Source organism: Paraburkholderia sp. SG-MS1 (genome assembly GCF_012275575.1).
Lineage (GTDB): Bacteria > Pseudomonadota > Gammaproteobacteria > Burkholderiales > Burkholderiaceae > Paraburkholderia.
In genome coordinates, this window is sequence record NZ_NPIH01000238.1 from 29,836 (window position 1) to 46,224 (window position 16,389).

The following is a 16,389-nucleotide window of genomic DNA, read 5'->3' on the forward strand; positions in this document are numbered from 1 at the left end:
CCTGGCGCGCGGCTTAGTCGGCGCGCGCCGCGTGAGCGGCCGGATTGACGAGCCCCGCCTGCGAGGCGACGCGCCACAGGCCACGCTCGGTGGCCTGCTTCACCAATTCCGCCTGGGTGCAGCCGAATTGCGCGAGTGCAAGTCGATAGCGCTCGCACAGCGCTTCATTGCCGATCAGGCGCAGGCTCTGTGCGGCGAGCGAGCTCTGCTGTTGCGTCAGCACGGCGTCGAGGCCGGCCAGTTCGTGGCCGATCAGCAGGCCCGACAGATAGTCGGGCTGCTCGTCGCGCGCGAGTTGTCCGGTGAGGCCGAGCGTGCGGGCGCTGAATACCGTCGCGAGCATGCCCGCCTGTCCCTTTTCACGCGCAATGCTCACGCCATGAAGGAATGCTTCGGTATCCGGACGATCGGGCGTGACCATGGTGCGGCCGAGAATCGTATGCTCGCGCAGTGCCGCGAACACTTCGCCCGTCATGAAGGTATGAAACCGTTCGATGCGGCCTGCCTGCACGACCGCCCATTTCGCGTGGGTGCCCGGCAAGCCGATCAGCGCGCGCTGGCCGTAGTCCACGGCGTTCGCGTCCTCGCTGAGCGCGCCGAAAATCTGCGTTTCTTCGCCTCGCATCACGTTGGGCAGTTCGCCGCGTTGCAGGATGCCCGGCACGATGTGCAGCGTCGCGCCGCATGCCGCCTGCACGCGAACGAGGCCGCTCACGAGCGCATCGGGGCTCGCCGGTGCGTCGACGTACGGCGCCTCCAGCCAGCCCTGCGCGCTGCCGACCATCCCCGCCGCGATCACCGGGACGCCGCGCGCCGCGTCGAGCCAGGCGCCGCACACGTCGTCGAAAGCGGCGTCGAAACCGCCCTGTTCCGCGCTGCGCGGCAGATTCATGATGCCGGCCGGCGACGCGCGCGTCGCCAGCACCTGGCCGTCGACGTCGTACAGATAGGCGCGCAACGAGGTCGTGCCCCAGTCGAGCGCGATCAGCGCGGCATTCGCGAAGCCGGCGTCGGCGGCGACATCCGTGGCCGGGTGGCTGCCTGCCGGTGTGAGAGAACCCGCCTGTGTCATCGTTTGATCCTGCGGGTTGTCGGTTGCGGCGCGCGCCAACCGAGTTCTTCCGAGATCGCGCGCGCTTCGCGCTGCACGACCGGAATCAGTTCGTCCATGCGCTCGAGCGGCATGTACGGAATCGTGCTCGCCACCGACAACGCCGCCACCACCGCGCCCGACGCATCACGCACCGGGGCCGCGACGCAGCGGATCGCCGCTTCGTTTTCTTCGAGGTCGAAGGTGTAGCCGCCGGCTGCGTAACTGGTCATGCGCTGCATGAAGGTCGGCGCATCAGGGCGGTTGTCCGGCTTGAACGTGACGCCAGCGAGCGCGCGGCGCGACGCGTCGAACAGCGTCTGCCAGACGTCCGGCGTGAGGTCGAGCATCATCGCCTTGCCGATCCCCGTCGACGCGAGCGGCATCCTGTGCCCGACGCGCGAACGCATTTCGAGGCCGCGGGTGCCGGGAATCTTGTCGATGTACAGCACGTCGTCGCCGTCGCGCACGCCGAGGTGAATCGTGTCGAGCGTCTGTTCCGCGAGCGATTCGAGATGCGGGCGCGCGACCGCGGTGAGCGGCATCTGTTCGAGCGCGATGGTGCCAAGTTCGATCAGCTTCGGGCCGAGCAGATAGCCGCCTTGCACCTGCCTCAGATAGCGCGCCTGCACGAGGCTGCTCACCAGCCGGTGCGTGGTGCTGCGGGTCGTGCCGAGTGCGGCGCCGAAGGTGCGCAGATCGCGCACGCCGGCGGCGGCGGCTTCGAGGATCGCGAGGCCGCGCAACAGCGTCTGCGTGCCGGCCTGTTGCGGCGTGATGTCGAGCAGCGTGCTGGGCACGGCGATTCCGTTGGCGCCAGCCGGTTGAACGCCGGGGCGCGCCTTGGCGGCGGTGGCCGGGCGCGGCGCGGCGTTGTTTGCGTGATCGGCTTCGGACGCGCTTGCGGCGTGAGCAGGCATCGCTTTGTTCATGGCGATTGGCTTTGAGTGGTGTGTGCGCTTACAGCGCGGAGCCGGAGGAGAAGCCTTGAGTGCGCGCGAAGTGGCGGGCGCAGAGGTGCTGCCTCGTGATGTCGGGCATGGTTTGGCCTTGTCTCCAGTTTTTTTGCTGTCGCTTTCGCGCGGCCGGATGGATGGGCTTTCCGACTCACGTTTGCATGTTGGGTTGGATTGTAGGACCGTTTTTGAGAAATCTCCAATATGTGAATGTCGAATTCAGATAATGGGATTGAACATGTTTAGATCTGGATCGGATCGTGAGAAGGTTAGTGTTACCGACGTTCGGGTAGCGGCGTGAAGCGCGCCGGGGGCCGGTGGCAGCGTTTCACAGGAGTGTCGCGCCGGTTTCGCCGCGCATGAAAAAAGCCCGCGACGGCGGGCTTTTCCCTAGGCAGAATTGTCACCAGAGCTACGTCGCAAACCGCTTCGCCACCCCGCTGCGACGATAGAGAACCAACGTCGCGACCAGCCCGCACACGGCGGCCAAGCTCAGCCAGTAACCCGGTGCCGCCCGGTCGCCCGTCACCTGGATGAGGTAGGTCGACACCGCTGGCGTAAAGCCGCCAAAGATCGCCGTGGCGAGGCTGAATGCGAGCGAAAAACCGGCCACGCGCACGTTCTCCGGCATCACTTCGGTGAGCGCGGCCACCATCGCGCCGTTGTACATGCCGAAGAAGAACGAGAACCACAGCAGCACGATCAGCATGCGGCCGACACTCGGCGACGACGCCAGCCACCACAGCGCCGGATACGCAGTCAGGATCGCCAGCACGGTAATCGCGATCAGGATGGGCCGGCGTCCGATGCGATCCGATAGCGCGCCACCAACCGGCAACCAGATGAAATTGCCGATGCCGACGCACAGCGTCACGATCAGACTGTCGGCAGTCGAGAGCTTCAGCACGGTCTTGCCGAAGGTCGGTGTGTAGACGGTGATCAGATAGAACGTCGTGGTGGTCATCGCGACCAGCAGCATGCCCGCGAACACGACCTGCCAGTTCTGCAACAGCGTGCCGAACACCTCGCGCGCGCTGGGACGATGCCGCTGCGCCTTGAACGCCTCCGTCTCTTCCAGCGAGCGGCGCAACGCGAAAAGCAGCGGCACGATCGCGCAGCCGATGAAGAACGGAATGCGCCATCCCCACGCGCCGATCGTCTCGGCGCTCATCCAGTGATTGAGGCCGTAGCCGAGCGCCGCCGCGATCACGATCGCGACCTGCTGGCTCGCCGACTGCCAGCTCGTATAGAAACCTTTATGACCCGGCGTCGCGATCTCGGCGAGATAGACCGACACGCCACCCAGTTCGGCGCCCGCGGAAAAGCCCTGCAATAGCCGCCCGAGCAGCACGAGGGCCGGCGCCAGCAGACCGATCGACGTGAAGCCCGGCACGCAGCCGATCAGTATCGTGCCGCTCGCCATGATCGACAGCGTCACGATCAAGCCCTTGCGACGCCCCACCTGGTCGATGTACGCGCCGAGGAAAATCGCGCCGAGCGGCCGCATCAGGAACCCCGCGCCGAACACGGCGAAGGTGAGCATTAGCGACGCGAATTCGCTGCTCGTCGGGAAGAACACCTTCGAAATGTAAGGCGCGTAAAAGCCGAACAGAAAGAAGTCGAATTGTTCGAGAAAGTTGCCGCTGGTCACGCGCAGTACCGCGCCGACTTTCGACACGCGGGACGTGGCCGCGCTTGTCTCGATCGTATTTGTGGGGTTCATCATCGGGGTCTCCATTGTTCTGTTTTGCGATGCCGGCGACGCTTCACGCTTCAGGCTTGGCCTCAGTCGGCGCCGGCTTGCAGGCCGCTAGCGCGGCGTTTTTCAATCGCGGACTTGAGGAGCGCGGCGCTGCGATATATGCCGTGCGCGAACTTGCCGTACGGCAGCGTCGCGAACAGCGCCATCACCACACCGAGGTGCGACGCAAGCAACGCGGGCATGGCGGACGTGTCGCGGCCTGTCAGAAGCGCGAGGCCGCTGGCGCTCGTCAGCATCAGCAAGGCGATGAAACCGCGATCCATCGGACGCTGTTTCGCGTCGCCGCGCGCGGGATCGCGCCGCAGGTTGAGCCACAGCAGACCGGCCGGCCCGATCAGCAGACCGACGCCGCCCAACGAGCCCAGCACGACCGGCAGGCTCAGCATCGGATAAGGCGCCTCCTCGCCCAACACGTAGTGATACAGCGTCGCCACGACGGTCGCGGCGAAGCACAGCATGAAGCCGTAGAACGTGAAGTGATGAAAGCGCCGGCGCGCGAGCGTGAAGCGGTCGTCCGCTTCGTTGCAACCGTCGCCGTGTCCGCCGTCGAGATAGGTGAGTCCGAGCACGTTGCGCGTCGCTTCGACGATCGCCGGTGCCGAGGCCGCACCCGCCGACACGTCGCGCCAGAACCGCGTCACGCCGATACCCAGCGCGAGCGCCGCGAAGCCGAACACCGCGCCGAAGATCAGCGCGAGCAGATTGTGCGGGAAGACCGTGTAGAAGCTCGACGCCCGCGCGCCCGGACGGTAGTCGAGCAGCGAACCCGACAGCGCGGTGCCGAGTATCAGGAACAGCGCGAGCCCGGCGGCCAGCGCGAGCGAGACGGTCAGGCCATTGCGTTTGTACAGGGCGCCCATCACGGGCGGCCACGCGTACTCGGTATAGGTTTCGAGCCGCACTTTCGCCATCGCCTGCGGGACGTTCACCGCGAATTCGTGCGGCGGTGCGTACTGGCACGCGTGATAGCACGCGCCGCAGTTGTGGCACAGGTTCGCCAGGTAATTGACGTCGGCCTTGCCGAATTCGAGGCGGCGTGTCATCGCCGGGAATACCGCACAAAAACCTTCGCAATAGCGGCACGCGTTGCATATCTGCATTTGCCGCGCGACTTCGGTTTCGTTATCGGTCAGCGGCACGATCCGGATGACTCGCGACTGCGGATCACGCTCGACGGAGTGATCGGCGCGGCCGGGCGAGTCGGCCAATTGCTGCGCTTCACGCGCCAGCGCTTCAATTTTCTGCACGGAAAACTCCCGATGATTGGCGTGCGCTTCGAGCCGCGTGTCCAGCGTGTCCCGCGTGTCCCGCATGCGCAGCCGCCTGGGCGGCCTGCGCCGCCTCGGTGCCGGCGATACGCCCGAACGCCGTGCCGATCGACATGCCGACCCCTGCCGTATAGCCCTTGCCGAGCACATTGCCGGCCATCATCTCGCCCGCGACGAACAGGTTCTCGCTCGGCTGGCCGCCAAAATGCACCTGAGCCCGATCGTTGACCTTGAGCCCCAGGTAAGTGAACGTGATGCCGGGCTTGAGCGCATAGCCGTAGAACGGCGGCGTGTCGATCGGCCGGGCCCAGTGGGTCTTCGGTGGGACGAGCCGCTCGGTGTGGCAGTCGTCGAGCGCGGTGTGGTCAAACGTGCCGCCCCGGCAGGCGTCGTTGTACGCGGTGATGGTCCGCACGAACGCCGCTTCCGGCAGACCGAACTGGCGCGCCAGTCCGGCCAGCGTGTCGGATTTCTCACCGGGAAACACCGGCGGCATGAAACGGCCGATTGCCTTGGCGTCGATGATCGAATAGCCGGTCTGCCCTGGCTGCTGCGCAACGAGGCGTCCCCAGATCGCGTAACGTTTGGGCCAGAAGTCCTCGCCCTCGTCATAGAACCGCTCAGCGTCACGATTGACCACCACGCCCAGCGACACGCAGTCGATCCGCGTGCAGATGCCGCCGTCGTAGAGCGGCGCGCGCGCGTCGATCGCGACGCAATGCGATTGCGACGGATCGCCGATCGAATCCGCGCCCGCGTCGATCATGTGCTTGAGCAACACGCCCTTGTTAAAGCGCGTGCCGCGAATCAGGAAGTTATCAGCGGGCCATTCGCCGCGCTCATTCTGGCCCCACGCTTCTCTAAGCCACTCGCGATTGGACTCGAAGCCGCCCGCCGCCAGCACGCAGGCACGTGCCTCGAAACGACGGCTGCCACTACACGCCGCGACGAAGCGGCCATCATCGAGTTCGATCGCATCGACTGGCGTGTCGTAGAGAACCCGCACGCCGAGCGCTTCGGCACTGCGGTAATACGCGTTGACGAGCGCCTTGCCGCCGCCCATGAAAAACGCGTTGGTGCGCGCGACGTGCAGCGCACCGGACAGCGGCGGCTGAAACCGCACACCGTGTTTGCGCATCCACGGACGGCAAGTTGCGGACGCGCGAATCACGAGACGCGCGAGGTGCTCGTTCGTGATGCCGCCCGTCACCTTCAGCAGATCGCGCCAGTATTCTTCTTCCGGATACGCTTCGACGAGCACGTCTTGCGGTGCATCGTGCATGCAGCGCAGATTGCGGGTGTGTTGTGAGTTGCCGCCCCGCCACTCGCGCGGGGCCGATTCGAGAAGGAGGACTGACGCGCCCGCTTCGCGCGCCATCAGCGCGGCGCACAGCGCGGCATTGCCTCCTCCGATCACGAGTACATCGACCATCTAGCTTGCCTCCTGTCGACCGGAGTTGGCGCTGTGGCTGTCGGCCATCCAGCGCGCTGACGCCGATCCCATGCAACGTAATTGCTTCGAGGCGAACTGTAGTCAGCGGCGGCAAACGCCGCCATCAGCAAACGGGCTAGAGGTCTTCAGCTTTCGTGAACGGGCGGCCTTGATCGAGTTAGCGGAGTTTCGCGCCGGGCCAGCGGCCCTCCTTCACCAGCGTACGCGCGACGTCCGCGAGCACGACGCGCGCCGCCAGCGCAGCCGGGGACAATTCGTCGTCGGACACGCTGACCAGCAGGTTCGCCCGGACCGCGTCGGTGTCCGCGATACGGCTGCTTGCAAGCATCGCGTTCTCCGATCGCGCGAGCGCCGCGCCGGGCTGGATGGTCGCACCCAAGCCGCCGCGCACCGCGTCCATCAGGATGGCGAGACCGTCCGCCTCGGCGGCGAGATGCGGCTCGTACTTCGCGCGTTTGAACGCGGAGGTCAGCAAGGCTCGCAAACCGTGCGAGCCGCTTGGCAGGATCAGCGGCAGATCGCCGAGCTTCGACAAACGCACTTCGCGTTGCGTCGGCATGCCGGCCAGATCACGCGCACCGATCACGAAGAGCCGCTCGTCGAGCAGCGGCATGACGCTCCAGCGTTGGGTGGGCGCTTCCTGAAACAGGATGGCGAGGTCGATGGTCCGCGCGCCGAGCATCGATGCGAGATAGCCAGACAGGCTTTCGACCATGCGCAACCGGATGTCCGGATAGCGTTCGCGCATCGCGCGCATAAAGGGCAGACCGAGCACGCCGGTGGTGCTGGGCGCGAGCCCGACGCTGACGTGTCCCGAGAGCCGCGCCTCGCGCGCGGCGAGCGCCGCGTCGTCGATATGGCGTAATGCCAACTGAGCCTGCCGCCAGAACGCGAGCCCGGCATCAGTCGGCACGACGCCGCTCGAGGTTCGCTGCAACAGCCGGGTCGATAGCTCGCTTTCGAGCCGCGCGATCTGCTGGCTCAGCGCCGAGGTCACGACGCCCAGTTCGAGCGCCGCCTTGCCCATGCTGCCGTGTTCGATCACGCTGATGAAGTAACGCAGCTGCCGCAGTTCCATCGGAGTTTCCCGCGAGGCCATGCACCCGCGGCCGCGCCGCACGTGCGAAAAAACGTTTAGTCCGGCAACTCGGCCGCGCCCATGCGCCGCGCGATCACGCGGGCGCGCTGGGTCAGATAGGCGGAGCTGCGGTGTTCATCGAAGTATTTGGGCCGCGGCAGCATCACGGCGAGGCGCGCGGACTGCGCCGCGCTCAGCTTGGCCGCCGAGGTCTTGTAGTAATACTGGGCCGCCGCTTCGGCGCCGTACACCCCATTGCCCCACTCGACGGAGTTCAGATAGATCTCGAAGATCCGTTCCTTGTCCATCAAGGTTTCGAGCATCCAGGTAATGATCAGCTCCTGGCCTTTGCGGATATAGCTCTTCTCACGGGACAGAAACAGATTGCGCGCGAGCTGCTGGGTGATCGTCGAACCGCCGCGCACGATTTTGCCGCGCGCCTTGTTGCGCTCCCACGCCTGCAGGATCGCGTCGGTCTCATAGCCTTTGTTGTTGACGAAGTTCGCGTCTTCGGAGGCGATGATCGCACGCTTCAGATTGCGCGAGATCTGGTCGTACGGCACCCACGTATGCTGCAACGAGAGGTCCGGCCGATCCTGCGACAGGCGCCACGCATCCGAGCGCATGAACGCGGTCGAGCGCGGGTTCACATAATTCCAGACCGCGATCTGCGTGAAGTAGAACGCCTGCGTCGCGAGCCAGGCGATCACCAGCACGGCGCCCAGATAGATCACCCATCGCACCGGACTGGGCCGGCTTGCGCGCCGCGTTGCTGTCATGTGCGTTCCAGTTCTCGAATGGACGGTACCGTCAGGCGATGCGCGGGTCTAGGCGTGCGACGGCGCCGTCAGCAGCGCACGCAACTCGGCCAGCACCGGCGCGCCGTCGGGCCGCACGCCGCGCCACACGTGAAACGATTCGGCGGCCTGTTCGACCAGCATGCCGAGACCGTCGGCGCCGCGTGCGCCCAGCTTGTGCGCGTGCTCCAGGAAGACCGTCGGGTGCGCGCCGTACATCATGTCGTACGCGAGCGTGCCGTTGCCGAACGCGCGGTCGTCGCAGTCGGGCAACGACGCGTCGAGACTGCCCGCCGTCGCGTTGACGATCACGTCGTACTGGCCCGCTTCGATCGCGCGCGCGCTGCCGCCGGTCAGCCGGCACGCGGCATCGTGCGCGGCCTGCGCGAACTGATCGACGAGCGCTTCGGCCTTCGCCGCGGTGCGATTGACGATGGTCAGCGTATGCGGCATGCGCTCCAGCATCGGCAGCACGACGCCGCGCGCGGCGCCACCCGCGCCGAGCAACAGAATGCGCGCGCCCTTCAGCGACACGCCGAGATTCACCTCGATGTCGCGCACGAGACCGACGCCGTCGGTGTTGTCGCCGTAGATGCCGTTCGAGTCGAAGCGCAACGTGTTCACTGCACCCGCCGCCGCCGCGCGCGGCGACAATGTCGTGGCGAACGCATGTGCGTCGAGCTTGAACGGCACGGTCACGTTCAGGCCGCGTCCGCCCGCGTCGATGAAGGCGCGCACGTGCGGCACGAATGCGTCGACCGGCGCGAGCAGCGCGCCGTATTCGACCGGCTCGCCGGTTTGCCCGGCGAAACGGCCGTGAATAAACGGCGACTTGCTATGGCCGACCGGATTGCCGATGACCGCATAGCGCTCACGTGTCTGATTGGCGCTCATCGTCCCGGCTCCGCGATGTGCTGATCGGCGGCTGCGCCGCTTGCGCTGTCGTCGTCGTTGTTGTCGGTGCCGGCATCGGCCGCTGCGCCGTCGCCGTCCAGTTCGGCTTCGGCCTGCGCCTCGGCTTCGCCTTCGGCGCTGTCGTCTGCCGCGTCGATGATTTCGTCATCGCCTTCTTCCGCTTCTTCCGCTTCGGCGCCGCTCGTCACGGTCGGCGCGTCGAGCACGTGCAACAGACGCACGGACGCTTCGACGGTCAACTCGTCGATCGACATCACTTCCATCTGCAAGCGCGTGCCGCGCGCGTGCACGCCGAGGCCCGGCACATGCAGCAGCAACGGAATCTCTTCGAGACGCACCAGATCGCCCTTCACCACCGACGCCACCACCTGCTTGCGGTTCTCCTGCTTCAGCCAGCGCAGGCACCAGAAGTACTCCATGCGGCGCTGATGATCCGCATACGCGGTGTAGGTGTCGTCGAAGCCTTGCACGACGGCGAACAGATCGGCGTCCTTCGGCTTGAACGGCGCGGCGAGTTTCGCGGTCACGCCATGCTGCACGCAGGCGATCAGTTGCCACTGGTTCACCAGGTCGACGTAACGGCGCAGCGGCGACGTGCTCCACGCGTATTGCGTGACGCCGAGGCCTTCGTGCGGCGCGGCGTTGGTCTGCATGCGCGTGCGCTTCGGACCGCTCGGCGCGCCGAACGCGCGCTGCGTGCGGTAAATGCCCGGTACGCCGTGGTCGTGCAGGAACGCGCCCCACGACGAGTTCGCGAGAATCGCCAGTTCGGCGACGATCGTGTCGAGGGGCGAACCGCGCCGGCGCGGCGTGATCGTGATGTGCTCGCCTTCCACGTAGAAGTTGAAGTCCGTATTGCGCTGCACTTCGCGGCGCAGACCGTAGCCGGCGCGCGCGGTCTGGCGCTTTTCGAAGAGCGCCTGCGCAAACGGCCACAGCACGGCGATGTCTTCCTTGTGCGGATAGTCGCCGGCGCCGGCGGCGAGCGCCTCTTCGGTGACAAGTTCGTCGAGCGTGTTGTGGCGCAGGTTGTTCTTCACGAACACGCGCTCTGCACGCGTTTCGCTCGCGACGATCTCCTGGGTTTCGCGATTGACGATCACATACAACGACAGCGCCGGCCGCAAGCCACCTTCAGCCAGCGTGAATGCTTCGACGACGCTGTCGGGCAACATCGTGATCTTGTCCCCCGGCATGTACACGGTCGACAAACGCGTGCGCGCTATCGCGTCGACTTCGTCGCCCCGCTGGATGCCGAGCGCCGGCGCGGCGATGTGCACGCCGATCCGCACGCGGCCGTCGGCCAGGTGCTCGACGGAGAACGCGTCGTCGATTTCGGTGGTGGTGATGTCGTCGATCGAGAACGCCTCGACGTTCGCTTCCGGCAAATCGTCCGGCAAGCTGCCGATGCTGACGGGCGGGAAGCCCGTGCCGTGCGGGAAGAACTCGGAGAGGAATTTCGCCTCGTGCAGCGCGCGCGCCGACGGGATCGCGCCGCATTCGAGCATCAGGCGCGCTTGCGAAATGCCACGCGCGGCGGCCGCGCCTTCGAGCGCCTTGTATTCGATCGTGTTCTTGTCCGGCTTGGTCAGCAACGCGAGCGCGGTCTTGCCGGTGAAGGCTTCCGGCAGACGGCCGGCCTTCAGTTCTTCCTCGTAGCCCTGCTGCACCAGCGCCTGCTGACGCTTGCGTTCGAGGCCGGCCAGCGCCATCTTCAGTTGTTCCTGCGGCGCGCGTTGATACATGCCCCGGCCCTTGCGGCGGAAGTACACCGGCGCGCCGTGCATGCGCAGCACCAGCGCCGCGCGCTCGATCGAACCGAAGCTTTCGCCGAAGTACTCGGCGCCCAGCGTGGCAAACGGGAATTCGTCGTCCGGCGCGCATTCCCACAAGAAGTCCAGGTCGATGTCCTGCGCGGCGGCGTCGGCCTGCTGCATTAGCTCGGCCGCGCTCGGCTTGTCGAATTCGATCAGCACGTCTTTGGCGCGCACCTTCGCGCGCCGGCCGCCCGGCAACTCGACCTGAAACGCGTCACCCTGGCGCGACAACACGCTGCCTGCCTTGAAACTGCCCGATTCCTCGAAGAAAACGTTCACTCAATACTCTCGTTCTGACTTGCATCTGCCGGCGCGCCCGATTTCGTTCAGCGATCGGTCACTGCGTGCGCGGCACGGCAACGTGTTCGTGGTAGTGGATCCGCGGCGCCTTACGTACGGATACGCGCGCCGGCGGCTTGAATCTGATTCCAGTCTGGTGACAGGCAGCGGCTTCACTGCGGGTCGGATGCATCGGTGACCGGCGGCGGCTTCGCCGCCAGGCCGTACGCCTGAGCCTCTACTCAGGACGTCGCTTCGGACCGCCGCGTCGGCACGCAACATCAGGACGCGTCGGATCGCTATTACTTCATGCCGCTTCGCGCGGCGCCGGCGGCTCGACGTCTTCGGCGTCGCAAAAGGCCAGCACGTCGTCGACGTATTGCGCGAACTCGCTGATCGCGTGGTCGCTTCCTTCGATCAGCGTAGTGCGTGCGCCGCGATAGTGCGCAAGCATTTCGCGATAGTCGAGCACTTCGTCGCCGGTGGCGGCCACCAGATAATAGCGTTCGGGCCGCGTGATCGACGCGACGCCGAGCGCGCGCAGCTCATCCAGATGATGCGGTTCGACGACGATGCTGCCGCCGCCATGCCACAACGGCTGCTCGCCGAGATACGCGCTCAGGTCGCGCTGCGGCACGACCGCCGGGTTCAGCAGCACGGCCGGCCAACCGTGCTTCTCCGCCAGATGCGTGGCGAAATAGCCGCCGAGCGAACTGCCGATCACCGTCACATTTTTCGGTTTTGCGGCATCCACCAACGATTCGGCGAGTGCCACCGTGTCGAACGGTGAAACGGGCAGCATCGGGCAGCACCACTCGTCGGCGCGGCCCAGCTCGGCCAGACGCGCCGCCAGCACGCGCGCCTTGAACGAATTGGGCGACGAGCGGAACCCGTGCAGATAGAGAATCACGAGCTGCCTCGCGCAGAAAGGGCGTCGAGCAGCTTCTGATGCACGCCGCCGAAGCCGCCGTTGCTCATCACCAGAATCTGGTCGCCTGGGCGCGCGGCGTGGACCACCGCTTTGACCAGGGCGTCCAGATTGTCGAAGGCCTGCGCCTTGCCGCCGAGCGGCGCGAGCGCCTCGCCGAGATTCCAGCCGAGTGCGTCGCGGCCGTTCGGCGCGCCGTAGCCGAACACGAGGTCGGCGTCGGCGAGGCTGACGGGCAGTTGCGCTTTCATCACGCCCAGCTTCATCGTGTTGGAGCGCGGCTCGAGCACGGCAAGAATCCGCGTGTTGTCGCGGCCGACGCGCGCGCGCAGCCCGGCCACGGTCGTGTCGATCGCGGTGGGATGATGCGCGAAGTCGTCGTACACGGTTACGCCGTCGACGCTGCCGCGCACTTCCATGCGGCGCTTCACGTTGCGAAAGCTCGCCAGCGACTTCGCGGCCTGGGCCGGCGGCACACCGACGTGGCGCGCAGCGGCGATCGCCGCCAGCGCGTTCATACGGTTGTGCTCGCCCTGCACCTGCCACTCGACCACGCCGACGCGCTCGCTGTTGTGATACACGGCGAAGCGTTCGTCGACCGGCACGCCGTCTTCGGCGGGCAGGGTTTCCCAGCCGCCCTGCACGCCGAAGCGCTCGACGTCGCTCCAGCAGCCGCGCGTCAGCACGCGTTCGAGCGCGTCTTCACGGCCATTCGTCACCACCCGGCCGATGCCCGGCACCGTGCGGATCAGATGATGGAACTGCGTTTCGATCGCGGCGAGATCCGGGAAGATGTCGGCATGATCGAATTCGAGGTTGTTCAGCACCGCCGTCCTGGGCCGGTAGTGGACGAATTTCGAGCGCTTGTCGAAGAACGCGGTGTCATATTCGTCGGCTTCGATGACGAAGAAGCTCGAATCCGTGAGCCGCGCCGACACGCCGAAGTTCAACGGCACGCCGCCGATCAGGAAACCCGGGTTGAGTCCGGCGTCTTCGAGCAGCCAGGTCAGCATCGAGCTGGTGGTGGTCTTGCCGTGCGTGCCGGCCACCGCCAGCACCCACTTACCGTTCAGCACGTGCTCCCCGAGCCACTGCGGGCCGGAGACGTACGGCAGGCCGCGGTCAAGAATCGCTTCCATCAGCGGGTTGCCACGCGAAACCACATTGCCGATCACGAACAGGTCCGCGTTCAGGCCGTTCAACTGGTCCGCATCGTAACCCTCCGTCAGACCGATGCCTTGCGCCTCGAGCTGCGTGCTCATCGGCGGATAGACCCCGGCGTCGCAACCGGTCACGGTGTGGCCCGCGCCGCGCGCGAGCACCGCGAGACCGCCCATGAATGTGCCGCAGATGCCGAGGATGTGAATGTGCATAAGCCTGTCGTGCCGCGCGGGCGTTTTTTGCGAGGGATGGGAGTGCTGCAAAGCGGCCGGAACGACCGTCTGCAAAGGACGCTATTGTAACCGACAGCCTCCGCGCCCCCGCGTGCCCAATCACGCTCGCCCGCGCCGCCTCGCCCGCCGTGCGGCGCGGCCCGCCCAAAAAGGCCTGTCGGCAATCTCTAGTATGATTGACGGATGGTCCGCAAATCACATTTCGATCCGCAGCGCGTGCGCGAGGAAATCGCCATCGCGGCTGCACGCATGATCGCCGAGGACGGTCTGGACTACGCCACGGCCAAGCGCAAAGCCGCGCGGCAAGTCGTCGGCGAGACTCGTGTTGCCGGCGAATGGCTGCCGGATAACGACCAGATCGAAGAAGAAATCCGCGAATATCAGTCGCTTTTTCAGGGCGATAGCCAGCCCGCGCTGCTGCGGCGGCTGCGCTGTATCGCGCTGGACTGGATGGAGCGCCTCGCACCGTTCAATCCCTATCTGACCGGCGCGGTGCTGGGCGGCACGGCGGGCGAACATTCGGACGTGCATCTGCAGGCGTTCTGCGACAACCCGAAGGAAGTTGCGATCTACTTTCTGAACGCCAACATTCAATACGACGTGTCGGAAACGCGGCACTTTGCAGGCCGCGGCTATGTCGAGACGCTGAGCTTCCTGTGGCGCCCGGCGAACGAAGGGCGCGACGCGGAACCGGTCGGCATTCACGTCGCGCTCTACGAAACGGACGACCTGCGCGGCGCCGTCAAGGCCGATGCGCGCGGCCGCACGGCGCGGGCCAATCTGCAGGCGGTCCAGGCGCTGCTCGACAACAGCGAAGCCACCCCTTCCACCAATTAGACAGACCAAGTATGAAGACGAGACGGATTCTGGCGGGCGCACTGGTCGCCATCGTTGCCGCGGGCGGCGGCGTGCTGGCCAATCACTGGCTCAGCGACGGCGCCGAGGTCGCCCACGCGGCGCAGGCCGGCTCGCCGCATAGCGCGGTCGACCAGTTGTGGGCCGCGGCGGTTACTAGCGTCGACGGGAAGCCGCAGTCGCTAAGTGTGCACAAAGGGCATCCAATCGTCGTCAACTTCTGGGCGTCATGGTGCGGCCCGTGTGTCGAGGAAATGCCGGCGCTCTCGCAACTCCAGCACGAATATGCGAAGAAAGGGATCCAGTTTGTCGGACTTGGCGTCGATTCGGAAAAAAACATCCAGGCGTTCTTGCAGAAGGTCAATGTGGCCTATCCGGTCTACGTAACCGGCTTCGGCGGCGCCGACCTCGCCCGCGCGTTCGGCAACAACGCGGGTGGGCTGCCGTTTACCGTCGTGATTGACGCCAAGGGCAACGTCCGCTCGACGAAATTAGGGCAGATCGACCCGAGCGCGCTCCGGCAGACGCTCGACGCACTTTAAATTTCGCATTCTTTTGCTGACAAATTACGTGCAGAACGCGCAAGAATACGCGCAAATCGAGCGAATTTGAGAGAAGATGGACGCCCGGCGCGACTGCGGAGCGACGCGAGCGTCGCTCCGTACGTCTTGGAAACTAGACAAGTTTCTCTAATCAGCGCTAAAGTGCGCCCAATTCCACGGAAAAAGAAGCGACCATGACGCGACTGCTGGTACTGCACGGACCAAACCTCAACCTTCTCGGCACCCGGGAACCCGAGGTGTACGGTCGCGTGACCTTGCCGCAGATCGATCAGGCGCTAGCGGACCGCGCTGCGGACGCAGGCGTCGAACTCGCGTCGTTCCAGAGCAATCACGAAGGCGCGCTGGTCGATCGCATCCAATCCGCGCGGACTGAAAACACCGATTTCATACTGATCAATCCCGCCGCGTACACGCACACCAGCGTGGCCATTCGGGACGCACTCGCGGGGGTCGGCATTCCGTTCGTCGAGATTCATCTGTCGAATGTGCATCGTCGCGAACCGTTCCGGCACCACTCATATTTCTCCGACCAGGCAGAAGGCGTGATTTGCGGCCTCGGCTGGAAGGGATATCTGTACGCGCTCGAATTCGCGCTCGACCGGCTTTCCGCCGGCGCGTCGCGCGGCTGAATCCAACACGACTAATTTGAGCCGGCCACTGCACAACTGCACACGCCGGCACTTTACGCATTGAAAGGGGCTTCCTGATGGATCTACGTAAACTGAAAACTCTGATCGACCTCGTCTCGGAGTCCGGCATCTCCGAACTCGAAGTGACCGAGGGCGAAGGCAAGGTGCGCATCGTCAAAAATGCGCCGCCAGTTTACGTGCAGCCGTCCGCCTCCTACGCGCCGCAATACGCGCAACAGCCGCCAGCCCCGGGCGCAGAAGCACCGGCCGGGGCAGCCGCTCCGGCAACGCCGGCGGTCGCCGCGCCGCAAGGCCACGTGGTGACCTCGCCGATGGTCGGCACGTTCTACCGCGCACCGTCGCCGGGCGCAGACCCGTTCGTCCAGGTGGGCGACACGGTCAAGGAAGGCCAGACGATCTGCATCATCGAAGCGATGAAGCTGCTCAACGAAATCGAGTCGGACAAGTCCGGCGTGGTGAAGGAAATCCTCGTCGAAAACGGCCAGGCGGTCGAGTACGGCCAACCGCTGTTCGTGGTCGGCTAACGCGGCACGCATTGTTCGCCGCCCGCGCGCCCGCTGTTCGAAAGGCGCGCGACCGATCCT

14 protein-coding genes and 1 pseudogene are annotated in these 16,389 nt (G+C 65.7%); 4 read left to right on the plus strand and 11 right to left on the minus strand.

All coding sequences use genetic code 11. The features are described from left to right. Positions 1 to 13: 13 nt before the first annotated feature. The 11 genes and pseudogenes from CIC12_RS22875 to mpl form a co-directional block, all read right to left on the minus strand. On the minus strand, positions 14 to 1,072 hold the full coding sequence (locus CIC12_RS22875; RefSeq protein WP_168667249.1) for a 2-dehydro-3-deoxygalactonokinase: 1,059 nt from the start codon (positions 1,070 to 1,072) through the stop codon (positions 14 to 16). Beyond that, positions 1,069 to 2,022 (minus strand): IclR family transcriptional regulator, encoded by a 954-nt coding sequence (locus CIC12_RS22880; RefSeq protein ID WP_168667250.1) that lies wholly within the window; start codon positions 2,020 to 2,022, stop codon positions 1,069 to 1,071. Before CIC12_RS22880 ends, CIC12_RS22875 begins: the two co-directional genes overlap by 4 nt. A 436-nt stretch (positions 2,023 to 2,458) precedes the next feature. Further along, complete coding sequence (gene tcuC, locus CIC12_RS22885; protein ID WP_168667305.1) at positions 2,459 to 3,769, minus strand: MFS transporter; 1,311 nt, start codon at positions 3,767 to 3,769, stop codon at positions 2,459 to 2,461. Positions 3,770 to 3,831: 62 nt separating this feature from the next. Further along, positions 3,832 to 5,055 carry a tricarballylate utilization 4Fe-4S protein TcuB gene (gene tcuB / locus CIC12_RS22890; protein WP_446728032.1) on the minus strand — a complete coding sequence of 408 codons (1,224 nt, stop codon included), beginning with the start codon at positions 5,053 to 5,055 and terminating at the stop codon, positions 3,832 to 3,834. A 52-nt stretch (positions 5,056 to 5,107) separates the two neighbouring features. Beyond that, a pseudogene (tcuA, locus tag CIC12_RS22895) lies at positions 5,108 to 6,508 on the minus strand (FAD-dependent tricarballylate dehydrogenase TcuA); the annotation flags it as partial. 178 nt (positions 6,509 to 6,686) lie between these two features. Beyond that, positions 6,687 to 7,607 carry a LysR family transcriptional regulator gene (locus tag CIC12_RS22900; RefSeq protein ID WP_168667252.1) on the minus strand — a complete coding sequence of 307 codons (921 nt, stop codon included), beginning with the start codon at positions 7,605 to 7,607 and terminating at the stop codon, positions 6,687 to 6,689. Positions 7,608 to 7,663: 56 nt separating this feature from the next. Then, positions 7,664 to 8,386, minus strand: coding sequence for a monofunctional biosynthetic peptidoglycan transglycosylase (gene mtgA / locus CIC12_RS22905; RefSeq protein WP_168667253.1), 723 nt, complete (start codon positions 8,384 to 8,386; stop codon positions 7,664 to 7,666). A 48-nt stretch (positions 8,387 to 8,434) separates the two neighbouring features. After that, positions 8,435 to 9,298, minus strand: a complete 864-nt coding sequence (gene aroE, locus CIC12_RS22910) for a shikimate dehydrogenase (protein WP_168667254.1) — start codon at positions 9,296 to 9,298, stop codon at positions 8,435 to 8,437. Then, the gene (locus tag CIC12_RS22915) at positions 9,295 to 11,415 is read right to left on the minus strand and encodes an RNB domain-containing ribonuclease (RefSeq protein ID WP_168667255.1); all 2,121 of its coding nucleotides are present in this window, start codon (positions 11,413 to 11,415) and stop codon (positions 9,295 to 9,297) included. Before CIC12_RS22915 ends, aroE begins: the two co-directional genes overlap by 4 nt. Positions 11,416 to 11,722: 307 nt before the next feature. Next, positions 11,723 to 12,325: a YqiA/YcfP family alpha/beta fold hydrolase gene (locus CIC12_RS22920; protein ID WP_168667257.1), complete on the minus strand. Its 603-nt coding sequence runs from the start codon at positions 12,323 to 12,325 to the stop codon at positions 11,723 to 11,725. Next, positions 12,322 to 13,716 carry a UDP-N-acetylmuramate:L-alanyl-gamma-D-glutamyl-meso-diaminopimelate ligase gene (mpl, locus tag CIC12_RS22925; protein WP_168667259.1) on the minus strand — a complete coding sequence of 465 codons (1,395 nt, stop codon included), beginning with the start codon at positions 13,714 to 13,716 and terminating at the stop codon, positions 12,322 to 12,324. The genes CIC12_RS22920 and mpl overlap by 4 nt, the downstream gene beginning before the upstream one ends. Positions 13,717 to 13,920: 204 nt before the next feature. On the opposite strand from mpl, the gene CIC12_RS22930 reads away from it, so the two are divergent. The 4 genes from CIC12_RS22930 (at position 13,921) to accB (ending at position 16,329) form a co-directional block, all read left to right on the plus strand. Beyond that, positions 13,921 to 14,574, plus strand: coding sequence for a UDP-N-acetylmuramate--alanine ligase (locus CIC12_RS22930; protein ID WP_168667261.1), 654 nt, complete (start codon positions 13,921 to 13,923; stop codon positions 14,572 to 14,574). Positions 14,575 to 14,585: 11 nt separating this feature from the next. Beyond that, positions 14,586 to 15,134 (plus strand): TlpA family protein disulfide reductase, encoded by a 549-nt coding sequence (locus tag CIC12_RS22935; RefSeq protein ID WP_168667264.1) that lies wholly within the window; start codon positions 14,586 to 14,588, stop codon positions 15,132 to 15,134. A 194-nt stretch (positions 15,135 to 15,328) separates the two neighbouring features. Further along, on the plus strand, positions 15,329 to 15,784 hold the full coding sequence (gene aroQ, locus CIC12_RS22940) for a type II 3-dehydroquinate dehydratase (RefSeq protein WP_168667266.1): 456 nt from the start codon (positions 15,329 to 15,331) through the stop codon (positions 15,782 to 15,784). Positions 15,785 to 15,861: 77 nt separating this feature from the next. Further along, positions 15,862 to 16,329, plus strand: a complete 468-nt coding sequence (accB, locus tag CIC12_RS22945; RefSeq protein WP_168667268.1) for an acetyl-CoA carboxylase biotin carboxyl carrier protein — start codon at positions 15,862 to 15,864, stop codon at positions 16,327 to 16,329. The last annotated feature ends 60 nt before the right edge of the window (positions 16,330 to 16,389 follow it).

What these genes read in the sequence shown, in the direction of transcription:
- mtgA (WP_168667253.1), bottom strand. Translation starts at nt 8,386, where the DNA reads ATGACAGCAACGCGGCGCGCAAGCCGGCCCAGTCCGGTGCGATGGGTG.
- accB (WP_168667268.1), top strand. Translation starts at nt 15,862, where the DNA reads ATGGATCTACGTAAACTGAAAACTCTGATCGACCTCGTCTCGGAGTCC.
- CIC12_RS22930 (WP_168667261.1), top strand. Translation starts at nt 13,921, where the DNA reads ATGGTCCGCAAATCACATTTCGATCCGCAGCGCGTGCGCGAGGAAATC.
- tcuC (WP_168667305.1), bottom strand. Translation starts at nt 3,769, where the DNA reads ATGAACCCCACAAATACGATCGAGACAAGCGCGGCCACGTCCCGCGTG.
- aroE (WP_168667254.1), bottom strand. Translation starts at nt 9,298, where the DNA reads ATGAGCGCCAATCAGACACGTGAGCGCTATGCGGTCATCGGCAATCCG.
- mpl (WP_168667259.1), bottom strand. Translation starts at nt 13,716, where the DNA reads ATGCACATTCACATCCTCGGCATCTGCGGCACATTCATGGGCGGTCTC.
- CIC12_RS22900 (WP_168667252.1), bottom strand. Translation starts at nt 7,607, where the DNA reads ATGGAACTGCGGCAGCTGCGTTACTTCATCAGCGTGATCGAACACGGC.
- CIC12_RS22875 (WP_168667249.1), bottom strand. Translation starts at nt 1,072, where the DNA reads ATGACACAGGCGGGTTCTCTCACACCGGCAGGCAGCCACCCGGCCACG.
- CIC12_RS22880 (WP_168667250.1), bottom strand. Translation starts at nt 2,022, where the DNA reads ATGAACAAAGCGATGCCTGCTCACGCCGCAAGCGCGTCCGAAGCCGAT.
- CIC12_RS22935 (WP_168667264.1), top strand. Translation starts at nt 14,586, where the DNA reads ATGAAGACGAGACGGATTCTGGCGGGCGCACTGGTCGCCATCGTTGCC.
- aroQ (WP_168667266.1), top strand. Translation starts at nt 15,329, where the DNA reads ATGACGCGACTGCTGGTACTGCACGGACCAAACCTCAACCTTCTCGGC.